A 20,516-nucleotide genomic window follows, 5' to 3' on the forward strand; every position below is an offset into this window, starting at 1 on the left:
TGGGGTGGGCTTCTAGCCCGCCCAGAATTTTTTTGAACAGGCAAGATGCCTGTTCCACAAGCAATGAATTATCTTGTGGGGTGGGCTTCTAGCCCGCCCCTAGAAATTTAATACCTCATATTCGAGATTCCCATAAACCATTTGCTTGTCAACTGCCGACAAAACTTTATTATTAGCAGCATCAGAAACTAAACACTGACAAACTAACTGGGCGACATCCGCCCGGTGAATTGTTCCCGCAACTCGACAATCTTCTGTTAAAACACCATTGCCCGTTGCAGGTTCCGATTTCAGTCCGCCCGGACGAATTACAGTATAAATCATCCCGCTTGCGATTAAATGATTTTCGGCTTTTTCCTTTTCAAGTAATACCGGGCGCAACGTTTCTAAAGCTTGCGGTGGTAAAGCCGCAGCAGTGTTACCGCTACCGATGGATGAAACTAAAATAAATTTTTGCACGCCTGCTTTGACAGCAGCATCAATCAAGTTTTTGTTTCCCAAATAATCGGCTCTTTCCCCATCTTTTGGTAAGCCGCCAATGGTGCTGATTGCGGCATTGATTGGTGCGCCTCCAGCGATCGCAGCTTCTACAGCCGCTGTATCCAAAGCATCGCCTGTCATGACTTTGATGCCCATTGCTTCTAATTCGGTGCGGTGGTTGGGCGATCGCAAAAGTGCAGTTATTTGTACATTTTGTGCTACCAAACATTTGGCGATTTCTAAGCCAACGCCTCGACTAGCACCTGCTAAAAAGATGTGGAATTTATCTGTCATATTAATTTTGTTTTAATTTGGGCAGTAGTTGTTTTTTGACTGTGGTTTATTGTACAACAATTCTCGCTTAATTGGTGAGTTTTGTTTTTTTTAACCGCAGAGGGCGCAGAGGGCGCAGAGGAAGAGAGGGGAAAGATTCGCAATTTCTAATTTACGTTAGATTTTTTTGCCGACTATTACTACCCAAGATTGAGCTTCGCGCGGCAAACCGGGAGGGCGGTAGTAGTGGCTGACAATGGCAAATCCTGCTTGTTCCAAACAAGGTGCTAAAGTTTCGTATTCCCATCCCGCAGTATAGCGTTTTCCCGTCGGCCGCTCGTCGTAGCCTTCCCAATTTCCCCGGCACATTGACATGACAATTGCACCGCTAACAACTAAGGTTTTGTGCAAATCTTGCAGCACTTTCACCATGTTGTCGCTGGGAACGTGAATTAGGGAAGCATTGGCAAAAATACCGTCAAATTCAGCCTTTGGTAAGTCGAGTTCAAGAAAAGATTGCTGCAAAACTTCGCAGCCGGATAACTTCTTTGCTATTTGTACAAAAGCTGGAGTTGCATCTAAGCCTACAACGGTATGTCCTTGGCTCTTGAATGCTACTAAATCTCGTCCGGGCCCGCATCCTATATCGAGTATTTTACCGGGGTTGCGGGGCATGGCAGCGGTTAGTGCGGATCGATTTTGGGATACGTCGTGATGCCATGTTCCTTCTCGGAAAGATTCGGCGGTTGTCTGGTATTCTGCGATCGTAATTTCTTCGCGTTTATCCACAATTCCCCCTCTTGTATGATTTAAAATTGATTCATTCAAAAAGACCGGGCGAATGAAATTCGCGTCTACAAAGACAAAACCCGCCTCCGCGGGTTGAAGAATTGGCGGTAAAAATTAGGTGATCTTCTTTAGTCCGCGGAGGCGGACATCGTTTGTGTAGACGCGGTTTCAACCGCCGTCTTATCTTCGGAAAATTCGATCGCAAATCCCCGATCTTCTGGAGATTCGATCGCAAATCCTGCATCTCGAATCATATCCCAATCTTGATTGGCGCTTTGTCCGGGAGTTGTGAGATAATCGCCCACAAAGATCGAATTAGCAGGGTAAAGTCCCAGAGGTTGCATCGATCGCAAATGCACCTCCCGTCCCCCAGCAATCCGAATTTCTTGGCTGGGAAGCAAAAATCGGAACAAGCAGAGAATCCGCAAACATTGGCGCGGATTTAAGCGATTAACGTCCGCAAAGGGCGTTCCGGGGATTGGAATAAAAAAGTTGACCGGTACGCTCGTAACGCCCAAATTCCGCAGCGACAGCGCCAAATCGATCGCATCGTCATCCGATTCGCCCATCCCCAAAATTCCGCCGGAACAAGTTGTGATTCCGGCTGCTTTGACGTTTTCGACTGTTTCCACGCGATCGCCAAAAGTGTGAGTTGTGCAGATGTCCGTGTGGTACGATTCGGAAGTGTTGAGATTGTGGTTTACGCGATCGACTCCCGCCTTAGCTAAACGGTGAGTTTGCTCCTCGGTCAACAACCCCAAACAAGCACAAATTTTTAGGTTATGATTAGCCTTGACCGTTTCTACAGCATCCAAAACGCGATCGAAAGTAGATGCACTCGGTTGGCGGCCAGAAATCACCAAACAAAACGTACCAGCTTTTAAATCTGCTGCGCGTTGGGCTGCATCCAGAATTTTTTCCTTAGCTAACAGCGGATACTTTTCTATTTCCGCACTCGAAATTTTCGACTGAGAACAATAATGGCAATCTTCAGGACAAAGACCACTTTGAGCGTTTAACAAATAGTGCAACCTGACGCGGTTTCCCCAGTAGTGGTGGCGCACCCGATAAGCTGCGTTTAGTTGTTCCAGCAAAACCTCATCCGGCGCGCGCAATACAGCCAAAGATTGCTCGCGAGAGAGACATTTTCCCGCCAGCGAGTCATCAGCCAAATCGTTCCAATTGGGTAAATTCATTACTAAAATTTAAGGGTTTACAGAGTATCCAAAACCTGACGAATTATCCGATAAATCGATTCGAGTTCATCAGGAGAAATGCAGTAGGGAGGCATCAAGTAAAGCGTATTTCCCAAGGGGCGGAGCAAAAACCCCGCTTCCAGAAATCTGGCTTTCAATACAGGGGCGATGTCATTAAAATAACCGGAAACGCTTTCCGTTTTCACATCCATTGCTGCGATAGTGCCGCAAGTCCGAATCCGTTCGAGTTTAGGATGATCTATCAGCCATTGATTCAGGTATTTGCGGTGCAGTTTTTCCATTCCTTGATAGGCATTTGGGTTTTGCTCCAAAAGCTCCAGGGATGCTACACTCACCGCACAAGCTAAGGGATTTCCGGTATAAGAATGACCGTGAAAAAAAGCTTTGTCCGATTCATCTCGCCAAAAAGCTTGATAAATATGCTCCGATGCCATTGTGACAGCAATTGGCAAGCAGCCGCCAGACAATCCCTTAGACAAACACAGGATATCCGGTGCAGTGTCAGATTTAACAGAAGCAAACAGTTCGCCCGTGCGCCCAAAACCAGTCATCACCTCATCGTAAATCAACAATACATTAAACTGGCGGGCCATTTGTGCGATCGCCCGCAAAAACTCAGGGCGACACATTCGCATACCCGCAGAACCTTGCACCAAAGGTTCGATAAAAATTCCCGCATACCCCTTCCCATGCTTCAACAAAGACTCAAGTTTCTCCAAACTCGCCGCCTCCTTGCTTTCCACCTCATCATCGCCATCAAAAGTCGCAGGAAAAGGCACAACATCCCCAGCAAACATTAAAGGCGCAAAAGGTTCCCACCACAGCGAACTTCTACCCGCAGACATCGCGCCCACAGTATCGCCGTGATAACCTCCCTCAAAACCAATAAAGCTAGTGCGGTTAGTTTCTCCGAGATTTAGCCAATATTGAAACGCCATTTTCAGAGCAACTTCAACAGCAGTCGAACCATTATCAGAAAAGAAAATCCGCGTCAAAGAATCAGGCGTATGAGTTATCAACTTATCAGCAAGTTTCTGTGCAGGTTCGTGAGTAAATCCCGCAAAGATTACGTGTTCTAACTTTTTGGCTTGTTCGTAAAGAGCCTCAGCCAGAACAGGATGGCTGTGCCCGTGAATCGTCACCCACCAACTAGAAATACAGTCAAGAATTAGCCGCCCATCTTCTAATTCCAGCAGCGATCCTTTGCCGCTAATTACCTTCAGCGGCGCCGGAGCAGTTTTCATTTGCGTGAAGGGCTGCCAAATTGGTGAAGTTGAAGAATTATGTTCCTGCTTCGCAGTCATTTTTACCCCTGCCACTAATATCAACCTGCATTTTAAAGCAATTGTAACTCAATTGTGAACCCTTTATCTTCTCTTCTTTCTTCTTCTCTTTTCTTCCTTTCTTCGTGTCCTTTGCGCCTTCGCGGTTCGTTAAAAAAAATCTAGTTTAGTGTTGGGGGGCGGGGGCGCTGAAACGTCTACCGCCAGATCCGGTATTCCCGGGCGATAGTTGAATTTGTCAGTTAAATTTTTTCTGCCAATCAGCAAATAAGTCGTCATTGCTCCTTTTCCTTTAACATTGATTTTACCGCGTTTTTCCAACACATACCGATCGCGCAGCAATTCATAAGTTGAGCCGCTAACCTGAATTTTACCAGGGAGTCCCTGGGATTCCATGCGGCTTGCTGTATTTACAGCATCTCCCCACAAGTCGTAAATAAACTTTTTAGTACCGATGACACCGGCTACCACAGGCCCGCTATTAATTCCAATGCGGATACTGAGAGGTATATCGGATTCGTCGCGAAATTTCATAATTTCTTGCTGCATTTCCATCGCCATTTCGGCAATACATTCTGCATGATTTGTAGATGGAAGTGGCAAACCGCCTGCTACCATATAATTGTCACCGATTGTCTTAATCTTTTCCAAGCCGTATTTCTCGCTTAAGCAATCGAAAGCTGAAAATATTTTGTTCAGCAGTTCGACTAATTCTGCTGGAGACGTGCGAGAGGATATTTCGGTAAAGCCCACAATGTCCGCAAACAGCACCGTCACCTCAGCAAATCCATCTGCGATATTTATCTGACCTTGTTTTAGGCGATCGGCAATCATTTCAGGTAAAATATTTAGCAGTAAACGTTCCGACTTTTCTTGTTCGGCGCGCAATATTTCCTCAGCTTGTTTCCGCTGTGCAATTTCCTTGTAAACTCGTTGAAACATTTGATTGAAGGCGACCATAACTTCTCCCAACTCGTCATCGCGCTTGACAGAGAGAGAGTAGAAATCAGGTTTTTCTCGATCTTTGCTCAAAGCTACTCCCGCAGCGATCAAATCATCGCGCAATCTCAAGATTGGTGCAATTACTGTCACCCCTAAAAACAGCATAGTTACAGAAGTGACAAAGGCTGATATAATAATAACTAAAATAGCAACCCGCCCTATAAATGCGTATAGTTCTGGTTGAACAGTAGAAGCATCATGCCGAACAATTAACGTATAATCTCCTCCCAAATGTCGCTCTGTCCAAGCAATATCGTAGCGCTTGCCATCGAAAGTTTTCTGGCGAATTATACGAGCAAGTTTTAGTTCATCCAAATCAATTTTGGGTGCTTCACCAAGTTGATATATTAGCTGGTCGTCAAATTGGTAAATAGATAGTCCTAATACTACTTGAGAATCCTTAGTAATATTTTTGACTTCTTCTTCAAAGACAGTACGATCGTAAATATCTTGTTTTAGCAAAACCTCTAGAGCCTCAACAGTCGCGTGAGATACCTGTTCCAGTTGATTTAAAAGTTCATTTTCGCGCCGAAAATAAGAGGGAACTAAAATAATTCCCTCTATCACAAGAATACTAGCAAACACCCACAAAGCTATTTGTCTAGACAAGCGAGATTTGAAAAACTCCAAGAATGATAAAATGTGCACTGACATAAAATTTAGTCTTCTGCAAAGGGCTAATTTAGGACATAGGAAAAGAAACTGGGTTTCTTGTAATAAATTTTGGGTTTTTCAATGAAGATAAGACGGCGGTTGAAACCGCGCCTACACAAACGAAGTCCGCCTCCGCGGACTGAAGAAAGAAGATAGCGTAATTTTAACCGCCCGCTCTTCAACCCGCGCACCATCCGGGTTTTATTTGACAAGAAGCGGTTTCAACCGCCCGGTCTTCCGATCCCAAGCGTATTGGCTAGCTCCTTAATAATATAATAAACAAATTAAACCGAAACTACACTAACTAATCGGGATACAAGTAAATAAGTATTCATATCACCCTTGCCTTTGACATGGATAATTCCTCTGTCTTCAAACAGATACTTATTTTGCAAGATATCGTAAGTTGATTTTGTGACTTGAATCGCGCCTGCAATTCCGTGGGATTCCATGCGGGCTGCTGTATTGACGGCATCGCCCCAGAGGTCGTAAATGAATTTTTTGGTACCAATAACTCCCGCAATCGCAGGCCCGGTATTGATGCCGATCCGAATGTTAATTCCTGAATGATGTTTGGCATTAAATTTCGCTAATTCCTCCTGCATATCTAAAGCCATTTCCGCAATGCTTTCGGCGTGGTTGGTGCTGGGAGTTGGCAAACCTCCGACTACCATGTAAGCATCTCCTATTGTTTTGATTTTTTCCAAGCCATACTTTTCTGTCAAATTATCGAAGGCCGAAAAAATTTCGTTGAGAAAAACTAGCAGTTCTTCGGGAGATATTTGCGCTGAAAGCACGGTAAAGCCGACGATATCGGCAAACAAAATCGTGACTTCGGCGAAGCCGTCAGCAATGCTGCTTTGACCGTCTTTTAGCTTGGCAGCAATGGATTCGGGTAAAATATTGAGCAGCAGGCGATCGCTTTTTTCTTGTTCTTTCAACAATTCTACATTAGTTTCTTGCAATTGTGCCGTGCGTTCCCTGACCCGCTGTTCTAATTGTTTAGCATTTTGGCGCAACCTGCTGAGAGCTAAAGTTAATCCTGCGATGCCTAAAGTTGAAAGTCCTGCTAACAGTAAAAACAGGTCTTTCAGTCCGCTTCTAGTTTTTTGAGTAATGGTTTCTAGAGGTTGAGTAATTTCTAATATCCCGCGCACATCTCCCACTTTCCAGTCTTTTTTAGGACTATCGCGGTTAGTGTTGTGACAGTTAACGCAACTAGGAAGGAGACGATCTGCCTGGGCATATCGAAATGCGGGCTTACCGCGAAAATCCTCAGTGCGGAAAAATTGTCCGGTTGGATTTTGCATCAAATAGGTAATAGCTTGACGCTCAAAATCGTCTCGGGCACCACCTTCTTCTCGCCGCCAGGGAAACGGGTAGTCGCTGTAGAGACGAACTGATACTTCGGGATTTTTGTTGGTAATCTGGTTGCCGAGTTCTATTAAGAAGGTGGCAGGTACGGGAACTGTTACTTTTGTTGATATTGGGTTGTAGTCGTGGGTAAAGTTAATCGCTTTCTTTGTGTTGAGAGGACTGATAACATCAGAACTGTAAAGGGTGCGGGCTTCTTTAATAGCTTGGGCGTAAAGTGTAGCATTTTGGAGGGCTTGCGCTTGTATTAGGGTAGAGGAAAGACGAGACATATTTGCCATCGCTACTCCTACGCCTACACAAAATAAAATTGTCATCAGAAGCAGAATTCGCTTGTAAATTAATTGGTTGATGGCAGCCAGACTGCGAGAAATCAATTTGTCCATGCTATCCTCAAATGTGAGGTTCGATATTGATTTAATTTTATGCACTACTAACATAACACTGCTTTTTCAGAGTGTTTTGCTGTAAAGCAAGACTCGATAGTGCAAGGGATGGTTAATTCTTGTTTACCGCGAGTGTTTCCCTTGTCCGTAACAGTACGCATAACTTTATATATTTTTTAATCTAAATGAAATAAAATATCGGTAAGCACACGGCGCCGTGCCGTTTCCCTACTTCATGCACTTTTTGCTCTATTTCGGTTAGGATGACGATTGTAGTCTCTAATTGGCGATCGTGAATTCTGACTCTACTGTCTCACCTGCACGCAATGAAATTTTTCCGGGAGAAGTTTTTGTCAACACTGCGGATTTTGATACGGGCATTCGGCGACTTTTACCTAAATATGACGAAATGCTGGATGTATTAGTTGGCTGCATTGCTAGCAACAACCACCGCATTTTAGAACTCGGCTGCGGTACGGGGGAACTGAGTTTAAAAGTTCTGCAATGCTACCCGTCTGCGGAAATATTTGCTGTGGATTATTCGCCGCGAATGCTTGATTTTGCCCGCACCAAAATAGAGTCGGCCGGATACGCAGCGCGGTGGACTGGCATAGAATTGGATTTTGGAGAATGGGCGAACAATCCAAATGTTTTAGGTTTGGGGGATAAGTTTAATGCTGCTATTTCATCTCTGGCAATTCACCATCTTGAGGACGAAATGAAGTTGAAGTTGTTTCAACGGATTCGCGAAAGTTTAACTGCTGGCGGCTGTTTTTGGAATGCCGATCCTGTTTTGGCAGAATCAGCAGTAATGAAGGATATTTATCAAGCGGCGCGAGAAGATTGGGCGCTAAGTCAGGGGGAAACTTTAGCCACAATTCGTGCTGGTGTGGGGACGAGTGTGTCTTACGGCTATTCTAATCCCGATCGCCTAGCGACAGTTGCGGCACAGTTGGAAATGCTGGCAAATGCTGGATTTGAGACTGTGGCAGTTCCTTGGAAATACTACGGTATGGCGGTGTTTGGGGGGTTTGTTAGTTAAAGCAAATTGGGCGATTGAAATCGCTGTCGCGAGTCAAACAAAGCAGATTGGGGGATTGAAATCGCTGTCGCAAGTCAAACGAAGTCCGCCTTCGCGGACTAGGAAATGAGCAAACAACAGTTGTAAATTTAAGGGGCGGGGGCAGTAATTTCTGTAGGTGCCGCCCCCGGTGCAGGTGCTGCTTGTTTTTCCAGCATTTGGCGCTGTTTGTTGCGAAAATCGGCGGCGGCGTCGTTCAAATTTTGGCGCTGTTCAGTATTGAATTCTTCGATGCTGCGGCCACCTCCGAGTCTGGATCTGTGAATTAAATCAAATATTCCGCCTCCGGTGCTGCGGCCGGAAAAAGGGTCGGTGTTGTCTTTAGTTTGAAAGTCTTGCAGCGGTTGGGGGTTGTTATTATTTAAACCGCTGGCTTGAGCGAAGGTTGCTTGAGGTGACAAAAGAGCACTGGTGGCGATCGCACTTGCAGCAATCCGCACCATCAATTTGCCCGATTTAGAAGTTTTGCTGTTCATGATTGATTAGTTCTACTTTCAAAAAAACAATTGTATCTCAACAATATTCTGACTGACAGCTAATAAACGAAGACGGCGGTTGAAACCGCGTCTACATAGACAAAACCCGCCTCCGCGGGTTGAAGAAGACCAGTTTAAATTACGTTATTTTTTTCAGTCCGCGGAGGCGGACTTGGTTTTTGTAGACGCGGTTTCAACCGCCGTGCGATCTAAGCAAACCGTCGTCGCAGCAGCGGTTGAATGCTGAGGAGCGCCACCAAATCAAACGCCAGCAGGACTAATAGCGCTCCTCCAAAGGTAACTGTACCCCAAGGAGCTTGCATTACGACGCTAGCTAGCGACCAATCGCTGTGGAGGTACAAATAGCGGATGGGTTCGATCGCATAACTGAGAGGATTGAGAGTGACGACAACTTGCAGCCAGTCTGGCATAAACGACAGCGGCGCGAGGGCGGTGCTGGCAAATAATAGCGGCAAGTTAGTAACAAAAATTACCGCAATCAATTCTACGTGACCGGGAAGGGCGAAGGCTAAACCGAGACTGAGGCCGGTGACTCCCAAAACTAATAGTAGGACAATTAGGGCGATCGCGCCCAGTCCAGCAAGTCCGGGGAATCCCGAACCCAAAAAGGCTCCCGCCGTAACGATTGTGCCTGTTTGGATAAAGCTGAGGGTGACGATAAAAATCGCCGAAGCGAGGACTATGGAAAATCTCGAAGCCAGGGGCGCGACTAACAGGCGGTTGAGAAATCCGAATTCGCGATCGAACATAATCGGTAAACCGGCATTCAGCGCGCCTGCAAATGCAGTAAAAACTATTACGCCTGCGCCAAGAAATTGTCCGTAATTCTGGCTTTCGCCGAACAAGCCGGCTGGTGCATTTTTAAACAGAGCTCCGAATAAAACCAACCACATCAGCGGCTGAATAATTCCTGCAACTAGGGTGGAGGGGCGGCGCTGCAATTGAATAAACAGGCGCTTGGTTAAGGCTAGTGTTTCTTGGATGAAGTCGGCCAGCAGGGAACTCGAAGTGTCAGCGGATGGCGTGGTGAGTGGCCGCTGCTGGTTGAGGTTGGGGGATGTAACAGTACCGCTCATAATTGCTTGTGGATTAAATTTAACTATCTTTAGGATAGCAAGTCTGGAGGGATTGGTGTTGGGCGGGCGATCGGCCTTACAATTGTTGAGGGTCAATGCCTTTTTCTCGCAGCAATTCTATTAAAGCTTGATAGCGTTGCTGTTCCTGTTGTCGCAGAGTACGTTCTGCTTCTAGCTGTTGTTGAGCGAGTTGTTTTTCTTGCTGAGCAAGTTCTTTTTCTTGCTGTTCGCGATCGGCCCGTTGGCTTTCCTGTTCTCGAAGTTGATCTAATTCTACAGAAGTGAGGAATTTGCGATCGTCTGGGCGGTAAATTTCCAGGGTTTCTGGTGTGAGTTGAAACCGTATACCCAAGCGGGGGCTGACCCAACCGTTGATTTCTGGGATTTCTTCTAGGCGATCGCCCACTCGTTGAGAACCTGTAAATTCTAAGGTATCTGGGTCATAAATATAATATTCTTCAACTCCGTAGTTTTGATAGAAGAATAGTTTTCTGAGCATTTCTGTGCTGGTATTTCCAGGAGATAATATTTCAAAAACCACTTGAGGTGGAATATTATCTTCTTCCCATTGTTTGTAAGATCCCCTGTCTCCTTTTGGTCTACCAAAGACTGCTAATATATCAGGTGCTTTGCGAGTTTTGTTATCGTCTTCGACGGGATACCAGAGTAAGTCGCCGGCAATAAATACGTCAGCGCAAGTCGCGAATAAGATTTCTAGGTTTTCCTTGATTGTGACAATCCAGCGGAATTGTTTGGTGTTGTCTGCCATTGGTTGACCGTCGCTGTCGGGATAGATGATTTGTTGTGTTGTTTGTGGGACGAGTTGTTGAACCATGCCGTTCACCTTTTGGCTGCAATAGTTTTAATTATATCCTCATGTTAAAATGGTTGCAGAATAGTCTTAAATATCTACAGTCCTAAACGCACTCCGATTAAAGAAACCGGGTTTTTTACCGAATTTACGGTGTATAACGCATCTTTCGGGAAAAAAACCCGGTTTCTGGGCCACCATCCTAAGTCCTAATCTACCTAAATGAGAGAAAACCATGACCGCAATTCGTACCCAACCTAAGCAGATGCTCAGTTTCGAGCAATTTGTAAAGCAACTTCCCGATGAAGAAGGCCGCTATGAACTTGTCAATGGAGAAATTGTGAGAATATTACCAATAAGACTGCACGAGGATCTTGCCTATTTCCTTGTCAAACAGTTTGATAAAGAAATCGATCGCGTCCCCCTCAATTACAGGGTGTCTGGCAGATTCATGGTGAGGACTTTAACCTCAAATGGTAGAGAACAAGGTCGCCATCCTGATGTTAGTGTAATAAATAAAACTCTCTGGGAATCACAGCCTTTTGCCTACTCAGCCATAACTGAACCGCTGCAATTAGTTGTAGAAGTTGTATCGACCAATTGGGAAGATGATTATATCGATAAGCTGGATGAATATCAGCGTCTGGGAATTTCGGAATACTGGATTGTCGATTATTTAGCTTTGGGAAGTCGCGATTATTTAGGTAATCCGAAAGTTCCTACAGTTTTTGTTTACTTGCTTGATGAAAATGGGGTTTATCAAATGACGGCTTTTCGAGGAAATGAGCGAATTATTTCCCGAACTTTCCCAGAATTAGCGCTGACAGCAGAGCAAGTATTGGATGTATAGCAGTTGACAGTTGACAGTTGACAGTTGACAGTAGCTGTAGGGTGCGTCGCCATCAAAAATCCTCAAAAAGATCGACAATCTCACAGCGACGCACCTTACAAAATAGTTAACCCTCAAGATTTTTTTGGGCTAACAAACGCGATCGCACAACAGTCAAATCGGGTTGAATGCCCAACAAACGCTGATGAACGGAATCTGCTAATTTCTCGCGATAATTGAGATAAGCTTCCACTACTTCCTGGTGTCGGAGATAATAGCCGATCGCACTATAGACATCAGACAATGACACAGTAGAATAACGCTGCACAATGGATTCCGGCGATGCACCATCTTGAAAAGCTCGAATCACCAATTCCAGCAAAACTCTTGAGTTTCCCACCCGAATAGCACCTGTTGCATCTTCTCGGAAAGGAGGTGCTTCAACTTCTAAAACAAGATTCATTTATTAATATCTCCCAAAATTACTATCGTATTCAACCGTCGAATCATCTTAAATAGGACTAAGGCCAAAGAAACCCGGTTTCTTTACAGATTTCTCGTCACCCAACCAGATTTTCCTGAGAAACCGGGTTTCTGACCCCGCACCCATAATAACCACCTAAACTAAACTACGATCGCATTGCCTGTTTTTGTTCAGCCTTCAAATCCCGATTGCTAGCAGCAGCCAACTCCGCATCCAACAGCGTTTTACCAGTCGCCGCCAAATACACATCATCCAAACTCGGACGAGATTGAGCAATCCCAAAAGTAGGAAGTCCCGCATCTTTCAAGGCTTGCTGAATTGTCACCAGCGCGTCGCTGTGCGGTGTTACTACCAAATTTAGAGAATTTCCTTGGGCGCTGTTGATAATTACTTCTTGGACGAAAGGCAGAGATTCCATTAAAGCTTGGGCTTTTTCGGCTTCTTCCAGTGGCGAAAACTCCCGAATCCGCAAAGTCACCCGATCGCCCCCAACGCGATTTTTCAACTCCTCCGGCGTCCCCTGTGCAATCACCGTACCCTTGTCAATAATCGCCACGCGATCGGCTAAAGCATCGACTTCTTCGAGATAATGGCTGGTAATCAACACCGTCGTACCTTCCTCCCGCAAGCGGCGCAGGAAATCCCACACTACCACCCGACTCTCAATATCTAGCCCGACAGTCGGTTCGTCTAACACCAAAACATCCGGCTGGTGAAGCAATCCAGCAGCTAAGTCGAGGCGCTTGCGAATACCGCCGGAATAGGTACCCGTTTTTTTATTTTCCCATTCCTCCAAACCGAGGAGTTTCACCATTTCGTCAATCCGCCCTTTAATAGTCTTGCGCGGCAAATGGTAAAGCGCCGCTTGCAATTGCAGGAGTTCGCGCCCTGTCAACACCTTATCGAGAGCGACTTCTTGGGCGACGTAGCCGAGTTTCTGTCTGGCCATTCTCGGCTGGCTGACTGCTGAAATGCCTGACACTTCAATACGTCCGCTATCAGGGGCACTCAAGGTACATAGTACCCGCAGGGTTGTGGTTTTGCCTGCACCGTTGGGGCCTAGCAAACCAAATATTTCCCCCGGTTCTACCTTGAAGGAAACATCTTTAACGGCTTCTACAGTGCCGTAGCGTTTCTGAAGATTTTCAATTAAAACGGCGGGAGCCATATATTTTAAGGATGAACTGGTTGTTAATATTTTGACACTTCTGGGCTTAATTTGCCGGAATGGGCGATCGCACGTTCCGACTTCCTGTGCTTGTGGCGATCGCACATTCCGACTCAACGCGAAACTGCTGATTGTTTTGATTTTTGATAACGGTTTAAAATTTTTGCACTTGATAGCGCTTCCTAATCCCGATCGCCCTCACTCTTTCCTAATCTCAAATATAAAATTTTCTAGCAACCGCGCTCGACGGTTCAGATATTCTTAATGACTGAAAACCTTACGTTCGATTGCTTCTACCTTCTACCCTCTTCTTTCTTCCTTCTTCCTTCTTCCTTCTACCTTCTACCCTCTTCTTTCTTCCTTCTTCCTTCTTCCTTCTTCCTTCTTCCTTCTTCTGTTACCTCCAAACAAGTATGAGTTTTGAGTTAATTCTAACTTGGAAGTTAGCAACTCAAAACTCACATTTTTTAAACAAGTAGAGATGCACCCGAAACCTGTTATTTTATAAATATCTCTACTTCTAGGCGGATGTCGATCGCAATTAGAATCATTAACACCGCTCTCCAAACATTAAACTGTCGCTTAAAAACACGGAAAACTTCCCTAAGTGGCAAGTTCTAATTTTATCCAGTTTGCAAAAGAATGTAACTGTAGGCCCATGTTCTATACCCCGATAATCATCAGTCATTACCAATTCTTTAAGCGAAAATTGAAAAGGCTATGAACTTCTTTCTCGCTCGGGGGTTGGGTGCTGGGTCTTTAATCGACAATTTTCACCCAACCGCGACGCACATTGTACAGCAGTCGGTTGATGATGGCATACTCATCTTCATTCAGGGTTCTTTCTAAGAGTGCGGATCTTAGCTGTCTCCGGTCGTGGCGAGTCACGACACTAGAGAACATGACCTGACCAAATAATTCTTCGAGTGTCATTTGGGAAACGGACATGATAAACCTCCTAGTTGATTGAGAGATATTAAAATATTACAGGCTGATCGTAGTCCTATTATGCTCTGTCCGATCGCCGATTCCTGCGATCGAAAACATTGACACGGTGTGATTTTTAGGCTAAAAATTTGTGACTGAGACTTAGACGCTCAGTGACTCGGATCTTTTAAATTCGTGATGCTTGTCACAGATGTTGACAGTTGACAGTTGACAGTTGACAGTTGACAGTTGATCGAGGGCAGAAGGCAGAGGGGAGAGGTTCGAGGAGAGAAGGCCGATCGGGCGATCGACAAATCTGAGCTTGGACGATCGCCCGCCATTGCTGTCAATCCCCTCCTAATCCCTTCTCAACCTCCTAATCCCGTCTGCCAATTTTGCAGCTAATTGAGGCACCGGTCAATAGTCGCTACAACCGACTCGGCCAACTCTTGCAGCGCGTAACCGCCCTCCAAACCGAAGGCTATGCGGCGAGTGATTTGTAGGCAATATCCCGTGAAAGTACCGAAATCTGACGGCGCCAGATTCATGCTGGCCAGCGGATCCGAGGCTATTGCGTCGTAACCGGCGCTGACAATCAACAAATCTGGTTCAAAATTTGACAAAAACGGTACGACAAGAGATTCAAAGGCGCTCAGGTATTCAGCTATGCCGCCACCCGGATACAGGGGAATATTCAGCACATTGTTGTAAGCACCTTGCTCGTCAGCATCTCCGGTTCCTGGATAGCAGGGAGATTGGTGCAGGGAACAGTAGGCGATTTGCCTGCTGTTTTCCACCAAAGATTGAGTGCCGTTGCCGTGGTGCACGTCCCAGTCTAGGATGGCGACGCGGTTGATTCCCGGCTGTTCCAAGGCATAGCGAGCTGCGATCGCAGCGTTGGAAAACAAGCAAAATCCCATCGCACGGCTGTTTTCGGCGTGGTGTCCCGGCGGTCTGGCGATCGTAAAAGCCGGTTCGTTGGTTGCTAAAACTCGATCGACCCCATCGAGCCAAGCACTCGCCGCCAGCAGCGCTACGTCGTAACTTTCAGCAGAAATCGGCGTGTCACCGTCGAGGTAGCCACCTCCACGATGAGCCAAATGTTCGACTTCTTTGATGTATCTTGGCGCGTGAACTTTTTTGATCGCCGAGAGCAGTTCTGGTTCGCGCTGCGCCACTGGGGTGGGGAGTTGCCACTCAATGCGATCGGCCCAGGGAGCAGCTTTCAGAGCATTGACGATCGCCGTCAAACGTTCTGGTCGCTCTGGGTGAAGCATTCCAGTCTTGTGCAGCAAAAAATCTTCGGAATAGATGACGGGTAGCATCAGCAGATTTTAGATTTTAGATTTTAGATTTTAGATTTTAGATTTTTAGTTTGCTTTAAGAAGGCCTTCGGTTTTGTGAAATTAAAATTGCGATCGGGCCACCATTTTAATTTTTTATATAGCCCTCAAAAAAACTCACCAAAGCATGAAACCAGACCGCCTAAAAAAACCTTTTTAGATTTTGCCAATTGATGACTAAATCACCAACTGTCAATTTACAAATTTCCCTTGTTTCGTCCCTTAATTTTTCTGGCAACTTTCCCATAAAGTTAAGGGCAAATTGTGATATAATTTTAGGAGTAATTTGCAATATTTGGCAGCTCAACTGAATCCAAATCGATTTTATCGCATTTTGGGGATTTATAGCGGTCAAATTTAAAGTTTTAGCGGAGTTTTTCAACCTATGAGTATCTCTGAGTCGCGGATAATCCCGACGGATCTGGGGGGTGAGATGTCCCGATCGTACTTGGAATACGCCATGAGCGTAATAGTCGGTCGGGCGCTACCAGATGCTAGGGACGGTCTCAAGCCCGTTCACCGACGCATTCTCTACGCCATGAACGAATTGGGCTTGACTCCCGATCGACCATTCCGCAAATGCGCCCGCGTCGTCGGGGAGGTGCTGGGCAAGTATCACCCGCACGGAGATACAGCAGTTTACGACGCCCTGGTGCGGATGGCTCAAGATTTCTCCATGCGCGAACGCCTGATCAACGGCCACGGCAACTTCGGCTCCGTTGACAACGACCCGCCCGCTGCCATGCGGTACACCGAATGTCGCCTCACAGCCCTGACGAGCGACTCCATGCTGCGCGACATCGACTGCGAAACAGTTGATTTCGGCGACAACTTCGACGGTTCCCAACAAGAACCCCTCGTACTCCCCGCACGCATCCCCCAAATTTTGCTCAACGGTTCCTCCGGGATCGCCGTAGGGATGGCCACCAACATTCCGCCGCACAACTTGGGCGAAATAATTGACGGTTTGGTAGCGCTAATCCACAATCCAGGCCTTACTGACCTGGAATTGATGCAGTACATTCCCGGCCCGGACTTTCCCACCGGCGGGCAAATTCTCGGCAGAGGCGGCATTCGCGATGCTTACACCACCGGGCGCGGCTCGATTACAATGCGCGGAGTCGCCGGCATTGAAACCATCGAACACGCCGGCCGCCCCGACAAAGAAGCAATTATTATCACCGAATTGCCTTACCAAACAAACAAGGCAGCGTTAATTGAGAAAATTGCCGAACTGGTAAACGACAAAAGATTAGATGGGATTTCCGACATTCGCGACGAAAGCGATAGAGACGGAATGCGGATCGTGATCGAACTCAAACGCGACGCCTATCCCCGCGTCGTCCTCAACAACCTCTACAAACAAACACCGCTCCAATCAAATTTTGGAGCCAATATGTTAGCGCTAGTAAACGGGGAACCCCAACTACTGACGCTCTCACAATTCCTCAATGTCTTCCTAGACTTCCGCATTGAGACAATTACTCGCCGGACTCAATACGAACTCCGCAAAGCAGAAGAACGCGACCATCTCCTGCAAGGCTTATTAATTGCCCTAGACAATTTAGATGCCATTATTCACCTAATTCGTGCCGCTGCCGACTCCGCCGCTGCCAAACAAGAATTGATCGAGAATTACGGTCTTTCCGAACAGCAATCCGACGCAATTCTGCAAATGCAGCTTCGGCGTTTGACAGCATTGGAAGCACAAAAAATTCAGCAAGAACACGAAGAACTGCGAATAAAAATCACCGATTTGGAAGATATCTTGGCGCGCCGGGAACGGATCTTAGAAATCGCTGAAGTTGAAGCAGTCGAAATTCAAACTAAAATCGCCACTCCCAGACGCAGCGTCATCGAACACGCCGAAGGAGAAATCGATGAAAGAGATTTAATTGCCAACGAACAAGCAATTATTCTGATCACAGAGCAAGGCTACATCAAGCGGATGCCTGTCAGCACTTTCGAGGCCCAAAGTCGCGCTACTCGTGGCAAAGCAGGCGCGAAAATGAAGGAAGATGACGGAGTAGAACATTTCCTTTCCTGTTGCGATCACGACAGCGTTTTGTTCTTTAGCGACAGAGGCGTAGTTTACTCTCTCAAAGCTTATCAAATTCCCGTCTGTTCCCGGACGGCGCGCGGCACTCCCGTGGTGCAACTGTTGCCGATTCCTATAGAAGAAAAAATCACTTCTATGGTGTCAGTTACAGAATTCACCAGCGAAGAATACTTGGTGATGCTAACTCGCGGCGGCTACATCAAGAAAACTGCACTTTCAGCTTTTGCGAACATCCGCACTAATGGGTTAATCGCGATTTCTCTAGAAGAAGGCGACCAATTGCGCTGGGTGCGGAGAGCAAAAGTTGGTGACAGCATCATCATCGGTACGCGCCAAGGTATGGCGATTCACTTCCGCACCAATCACGAGCAGTTGCGTCCGGTTGGCCGGGCGACTCGGGGTGTGAAATCAATGAAATTGCGATCGGGCGATGAGTTGATCAGCATGGACATCTTGCCAAGTTCCATTGTTGCCGAAATTGCTGACACAGAAGATTCAGAATTGGAAGGAACAGATATTGCTCCGTTAGAAACGGGCGACTCGGAATTTGAAGGAGTAGAAATTGCTGAATTGGAAACGGGCGATGTGGAATTGGAAGACGAAGAATTAGAACTGGAAGCTGAGGAAATTGAAGGCGAAGATGCCGAAGAAATTCCCACAGTTAATAGCGAAGTTCCTTCGGTGTTGGTAATCACAACTAACGGCTACGGTAAGCGAGTTCCTGTTTCTCAATTCCGCCTACAAAGACGGGCAGGCAAGGGATTAACTGCTACCAAATTCAAGTCGAAAAAGGGCAAGGATCAGGTAGCTGCGCTGCGAATTGTCAACGAAGATGACGAATTGATGATTATTACCAACCGAGGTATTATTATCCGTCAAGCTGTGAGTGCAATTTCCACGCAATCCCGGACTGCAACGGGCGTGCGGGTGCAGCGCTTGGATGAGGATGATTCGATCGTAGCTGTGGCTTTGGTGCCGGCTTCGGGTGAAGAGTCGATCGAAGAAGCGCTATCTGAGGAAGCAGCAGAAGAGTCCTAGGTTAATGGTTTGTAGGGTGCGCTGCGGTGCACCCTTACTGCTTTTTAAGGTTAAGGTATGTAGTTGCGCTTCAGCGCTCTTTCCTGGTATCAGGAAAGAGGGCTAAAGCCCAACAACGTACCTAATTTGTATGATGACAATCAAACAGCAGACCGCTATTACGTTTGACGTTAAGTTAACACTAATGTGCAATTCCATGTCCGGCACTTCAATCATTGACAATTGACACGATAATTGCTATAGCATAATATAAGCATAAAGTTAATAGTAAAAGTCTGTAAAAATGCCTTATTTAACAGCAGCAAACGACATCAAAGCACTCATCGCTAAATTTTCGCAAGCTAAAATCCTGTGGGTTGACACAGAAATAGCAGACTATAAATCGAACCCCAGATTATCTCTAATTCAAGTGTTAGCTGACTCCACCGATGCGACAGGAGATGCCACGTTTCTACTAGATGTCTTAGATCAACCTGAATTGGCAAAAGACTTCATCAACCAAATCATGGTCAATCCAGATATTGAAAAAGTCTTCCACAGCGCCAGCTATGACATCAGATTTCTGGGTAATGACGACGCCAAAAATGTCACTTGTACATTAAAAATGTCGAGACAGATTCCAGCTTATATCCTGCCCTTACCCAACCGACAACTCAAAACATTAATCGAAATACTTTGCGGCATTACTTATGTAGATAAAACAGAACAAAGCGGCGATTGGGGAAAGCGTCCCCTGACCCAGAAGCAGCTAGAATATGCCAAGATAGACGCAGTTTATTTAGCTAAAGTGCATCAGCGCCTGCTAGAAATTATTGCCCAATCTTACCCCGAACCCGCAACGGAAAACTTGATATCCTTGGGGAAAAAATATCAGCAAATAGAATCTCAGTGGAAACCGCTTGATTCAGAAATAGCTGAAGTCAAAGAACGATTTAAAGCAGGAATGATGGCGCAAAAGCTCAAAGATAGCTCTTGTTTTCAGCTTTCCAGTTCGATAACTATGAAAGTTGATTTTATGACGCTGGCGAGACTGACACAAACTCAGCAAATTGATTTAAATTTTCCGGTGACACTGACGAAAGAAATTCAAAAACAGTTAGGTGAACTTATTACTCATCCATCTTTGCAAGTTGAGGATATTGCTAGTTGGCGGTTGAATTCTAATGTACAGCAGCGGCGAAAATCTACTGCTAAGAAAATTGTGCCGGAACCCGAGAGTGAAGATTTAACGGCATTGGGGAAAAGGTATCAAGAAATTTTCCCTGAATGGAAGTTGCTGGATTCGGAAGTTGAGCATCTGAAAGAACGGATTAAAAAAGCAATGTTGGTGCAAAATAAGAGCAATACTCCTGATTTTAAGTTATCTAGTTCTTCGATTTTGAAGGTAGATTTTGCTAGCTTGGCTAAAGTTGTGCAATCTGCGGGAGTTGAATTGGATTTTATGGTGACTCTGACTCAATACATCCAAAAGCAGTTGGGGGATGCGATTAACACAATTGATGTGCAGATTGAGTATATTACCAGTTGGCGGATGACGGCTAAGACTGTGGAAGATGAAGATGAGGAAATCCCGTTTTAAGTAATATCTTGGGTATGTTGTTGCGCTTCAGCGCTCTTTATCTTATGTATGAAAGAGCGCTGAAGCACAACTACGTACCTAAAAAATAATCCCGCAAAGGTATGTTGTTGCGCTTCAGCGCTCTTTATCTTATGTATGAAAGAGCGCTGAAGCGCAACTACGTACC

18 protein-coding genes are annotated in these 20,516 nt (G+C 45.9%); 4 read left to right on the plus strand and 14 right to left on the minus strand.

Annotated elements, in window-relative coordinates; all coding sequences use genetic code 11:
- Window positions 1-99: 99 nt before the first annotated feature.
- The 6 genes from JGK16_RS25585 to JGK16_RS25610 form a co-directional block, all read right to left on the minus strand.
- Window positions 100-774, minus strand: a complete 675-nt coding sequence (locus JGK16_RS25585; RefSeq protein ID WP_293193178.1) for an SDR family oxidoreductase — start codon at window positions 772-774, stop codon at window positions 100-102.
- Between the two features lie 156 nt (window positions 775-930).
- Window positions 931-1,542, minus strand: a complete 612-nt coding sequence (locus JGK16_RS25590; RefSeq protein ID WP_293193179.1) for a class I SAM-dependent methyltransferase — start codon at window positions 1,540-1,542, stop codon at window positions 931-933.
- A gap of 128 nt (window positions 1,543-1,670) precedes the next feature.
- Window positions 1,671-2,738, minus strand: a complete 1,068-nt coding sequence (bioB, locus tag JGK16_RS25595) for a biotin synthase BioB (RefSeq protein WP_293179681.1) — start codon at window positions 2,736-2,738, stop codon at window positions 1,671-1,673.
- Window positions 2,739-2,755: 17 nt separating this feature from the next.
- A complete protein-coding gene (gene bioA / locus JGK16_RS25600; RefSeq protein WP_293193180.1) occupies window positions 2,756-4,063 on the minus strand; it encodes an adenosylmethionine--8-amino-7-oxononanoate transaminase in 1,308 nt (435 codons plus the stop codon).
- 129 nt (window positions 4,064-4,192) lie between these two features.
- On the minus strand, window positions 4,193-5,698 hold the full coding sequence (locus JGK16_RS25605) for an adenylate/guanylate cyclase domain-containing protein (RefSeq protein ID WP_293193181.1): 1,506 nt from the start codon (window positions 5,696-5,698) through the stop codon (window positions 4,193-4,195).
- Window positions 5,699-5,982: 284 nt separating this feature from the next.
- Complete coding sequence (locus JGK16_RS25610) at window positions 5,983-7,458, minus strand: adenylate/guanylate cyclase domain-containing protein (protein WP_293179690.1); 1,476 nt, start codon at window positions 7,456-7,458, stop codon at window positions 5,983-5,985.
- A gap of 292 nt (window positions 7,459-7,750) precedes the next feature.
- Between JGK16_RS25610 and JGK16_RS25615 the strand changes: the two genes are divergently transcribed.
- On the plus strand, window positions 7,751-8,500 hold the full coding sequence (locus tag JGK16_RS25615) for a class I SAM-dependent methyltransferase (RefSeq protein WP_293179693.1): 750 nt from the start codon (window positions 7,751-7,753) through the stop codon (window positions 8,498-8,500).
- 128 nt (window positions 8,501-8,628) lie between these two features.
- Here JGK16_RS25615 and JGK16_RS25620 read toward each other — a convergent pair whose 3' ends face one another.
- The 3 genes from JGK16_RS25620 to JGK16_RS25630 form a co-directional block, all read right to left on the minus strand.
- Entirely contained in the window at window positions 8,629-9,015 is a 387-nt protein-coding gene (locus JGK16_RS25620; RefSeq protein ID WP_293193182.1) for a hypothetical protein, read from the minus strand.
- Window positions 9,016-9,224: 209 nt separating this feature from the next.
- Entirely contained in the window at window positions 9,225-10,112 is an 888-nt protein-coding gene (locus tag JGK16_RS25625; protein ID WP_293179809.1) for an ABC transporter permease, read from the minus strand.
- 76 nt (window positions 10,113-10,188) lie between these two features.
- Window positions 10,189-10,947, minus strand: a complete 759-nt coding sequence (locus JGK16_RS25630; protein ID WP_293193183.1) for a Uma2 family endonuclease — start codon at window positions 10,945-10,947, stop codon at window positions 10,189-10,191.
- Between the two features lie 211 nt (window positions 10,948-11,158).
- Between JGK16_RS25630 and JGK16_RS25635 the strand changes: the two genes are divergently transcribed.
- Entirely contained in the window at window positions 11,159-11,773 is a 615-nt protein-coding gene (locus JGK16_RS25635; RefSeq protein WP_293193184.1) for a Uma2 family endonuclease, read from the plus strand.
- Window positions 11,774-11,879: 106 nt separating this feature from the next.
- On the opposite strand, the gene JGK16_RS25640 is transcribed toward JGK16_RS25635, so the two are convergent.
- The 5 genes from JGK16_RS25640 to JGK16_RS25660 form a co-directional block, all read right to left on the minus strand.
- Window positions 11,880-12,215, minus strand: a complete 336-nt coding sequence (locus tag JGK16_RS25640; RefSeq protein ID WP_293193185.1) for a DUF433 domain-containing protein — start codon at window positions 12,213-12,215, stop codon at window positions 11,880-11,882.
- A gap of 166 nt (window positions 12,216-12,381) precedes the next feature.
- On the minus strand, window positions 12,382-13,404 hold the full coding sequence (locus JGK16_RS25645; protein WP_293193188.1) for an ATP-binding cassette domain-containing protein: 1,023 nt from the start codon (window positions 13,402-13,404) through the stop codon (window positions 12,382-12,384).
- Window positions 13,405-14,163: 759 nt separating this feature from the next.
- Window positions 14,164-14,352, minus strand: a complete 189-nt coding sequence (locus tag JGK16_RS25650; protein ID WP_015175516.1) for a hypothetical protein — start codon at window positions 14,350-14,352, stop codon at window positions 14,164-14,166.
- 149 nt (window positions 14,353-14,501) lie between these two features.
- Window positions 14,502-14,672: a hypothetical protein gene (locus JGK16_RS25655; RefSeq protein WP_293203473.1), complete on the minus strand. Its 171-nt coding sequence runs from the start codon at window positions 14,670-14,672 to the stop codon at window positions 14,502-14,504.
- Window positions 14,673-14,732: 60 nt separating this feature from the next.
- Complete coding sequence (locus tag JGK16_RS25660) at window positions 14,733-15,656, minus strand: histone deacetylase (RefSeq protein ID WP_293179726.1); 924 nt, start codon at window positions 15,654-15,656, stop codon at window positions 14,733-14,735.
- 403 nt (window positions 15,657-16,059) lie between these two features.
- On the opposite strand from JGK16_RS25660, the gene gyrA reads away from it, so the two are divergent.
- Together gyrA and JGK16_RS25670 are read left to right on the plus strand one after the other, a co-directional pair.
- Entirely contained in the window at window positions 16,060-18,771 is a 2,712-nt protein-coding gene (gyrA, locus tag JGK16_RS25665; RefSeq protein WP_293179729.1) for a DNA gyrase subunit A, read from the plus strand.
- A gap of 283 nt (window positions 18,772-19,054) precedes the next feature.
- Window positions 19,055-20,350, plus strand: a complete 1,296-nt coding sequence (locus JGK16_RS25670) for a ribonuclease D (protein WP_293193186.1) — start codon at window positions 19,055-19,057, stop codon at window positions 20,348-20,350.
- Window positions 20,351-20,516 lie beyond the last annotated feature (166 nt).

Origin of the sequence: Microcoleus sp. PH2017_09_SFU_O_A, assembly GCF_020738625.1 — a bacterium.
In the GTDB taxonomy this organism is placed as follows: Bacteria; Cyanobacteriota; Cyanobacteriia; order Cyanobacteriales; family Microcoleaceae; genus Microcoleus.

Bases quoted from the DNA above. Each gene is read 5' to 3' on its own strand.
- JGK16_RS25585 (WP_293193178.1), bottom strand. From the start codon at position 774: ATGACAGATAAATTCCACATCTTTTTAGCAGGTGCTAGTCGAGGCGTT.
- JGK16_RS25650 (WP_015175516.1), bottom strand. From the start codon at position 14,352: ATGTCCGTTTCCCAAATGACACTCGAAGAATTATTTGGTCAGGTCATG.
- JGK16_RS25670 (WP_293193186.1), top strand. From the start codon at position 19,055: ATGCCTTATTTAACAGCAGCAAACGACATCAAAGCACTCATCGCTAAA.
- JGK16_RS25630 (WP_293193183.1), bottom strand. From the start codon at position 10,947: ATGGTTCAACAACTCGTCCCACAAACAACACAACAAATCATCTATCCC.
- JGK16_RS25660 (WP_293179726.1), bottom strand. From the start codon at position 15,656: ATGCTACCCGTCATCTATTCCGAAGATTTTTTGCTGCACAAGACTGGA.
- JGK16_RS25645 (WP_293193188.1), bottom strand. From the start codon at position 13,404: ATGGCTCCCGCCGTTTTAATTGAAAATCTTCAGAAACGCTACGGCACT.
- JGK16_RS25605 (WP_293193181.1), bottom strand. From the start codon at position 5,698: ATGTCAGTGCACATTTTATCATTCTTGGAGTTTTTCAAATCTCGCTTG.
- JGK16_RS25655 (WP_293203473.1), bottom strand. From the start codon at position 14,672: ATGGCGGGCGATCGTCCAAGCTCAGATTTGTCGATCGCCCGATCGGCC.
- JGK16_RS25620 (WP_293193182.1), bottom strand. From the start codon at position 9,015: ATGAACAGCAAAACTTCTAAATCGGGCAAATTGATGGTGCGGATTGCT.
- gyrA (WP_293179729.1), top strand. From the start codon at position 16,060: ATGAGTATCTCTGAGTCGCGGATAATCCCGACGGATCTGGGGGGTGAG.
- bioA (WP_293193180.1), bottom strand. From the start codon at position 4,063: ATGACTGCGAAGCAGGAACATAATTCTTCAACTTCACCAATTTGGCAG.
- JGK16_RS25625 (WP_293179809.1), bottom strand. From the start codon at position 10,112: ATGAGCGGTACTGTTACATCCCCCAACCTCAACCAGCAGCGGCCACTC.
- JGK16_RS25640 (WP_293193185.1), bottom strand. From the start codon at position 12,215: ATGAATCTTGTTTTAGAAGTTGAAGCACCTCCTTTCCGAGAAGATGCA.
- bioB (WP_293179681.1), bottom strand. From the start codon at position 2,738: ATGAATTTACCCAATTGGAACGATTTGGCTGATGACTCGCTGGCGGGA.
- JGK16_RS25635 (WP_293193184.1), top strand. From the start codon at position 11,159: ATGACCGCAATTCGTACCCAACCTAAGCAGATGCTCAGTTTCGAGCAA.
- JGK16_RS25610 (WP_293179690.1), bottom strand. From the start codon at position 7,458: ATGGACAAATTGATTTCTCGCAGTCTGGCTGCCATCAACCAATTAATT.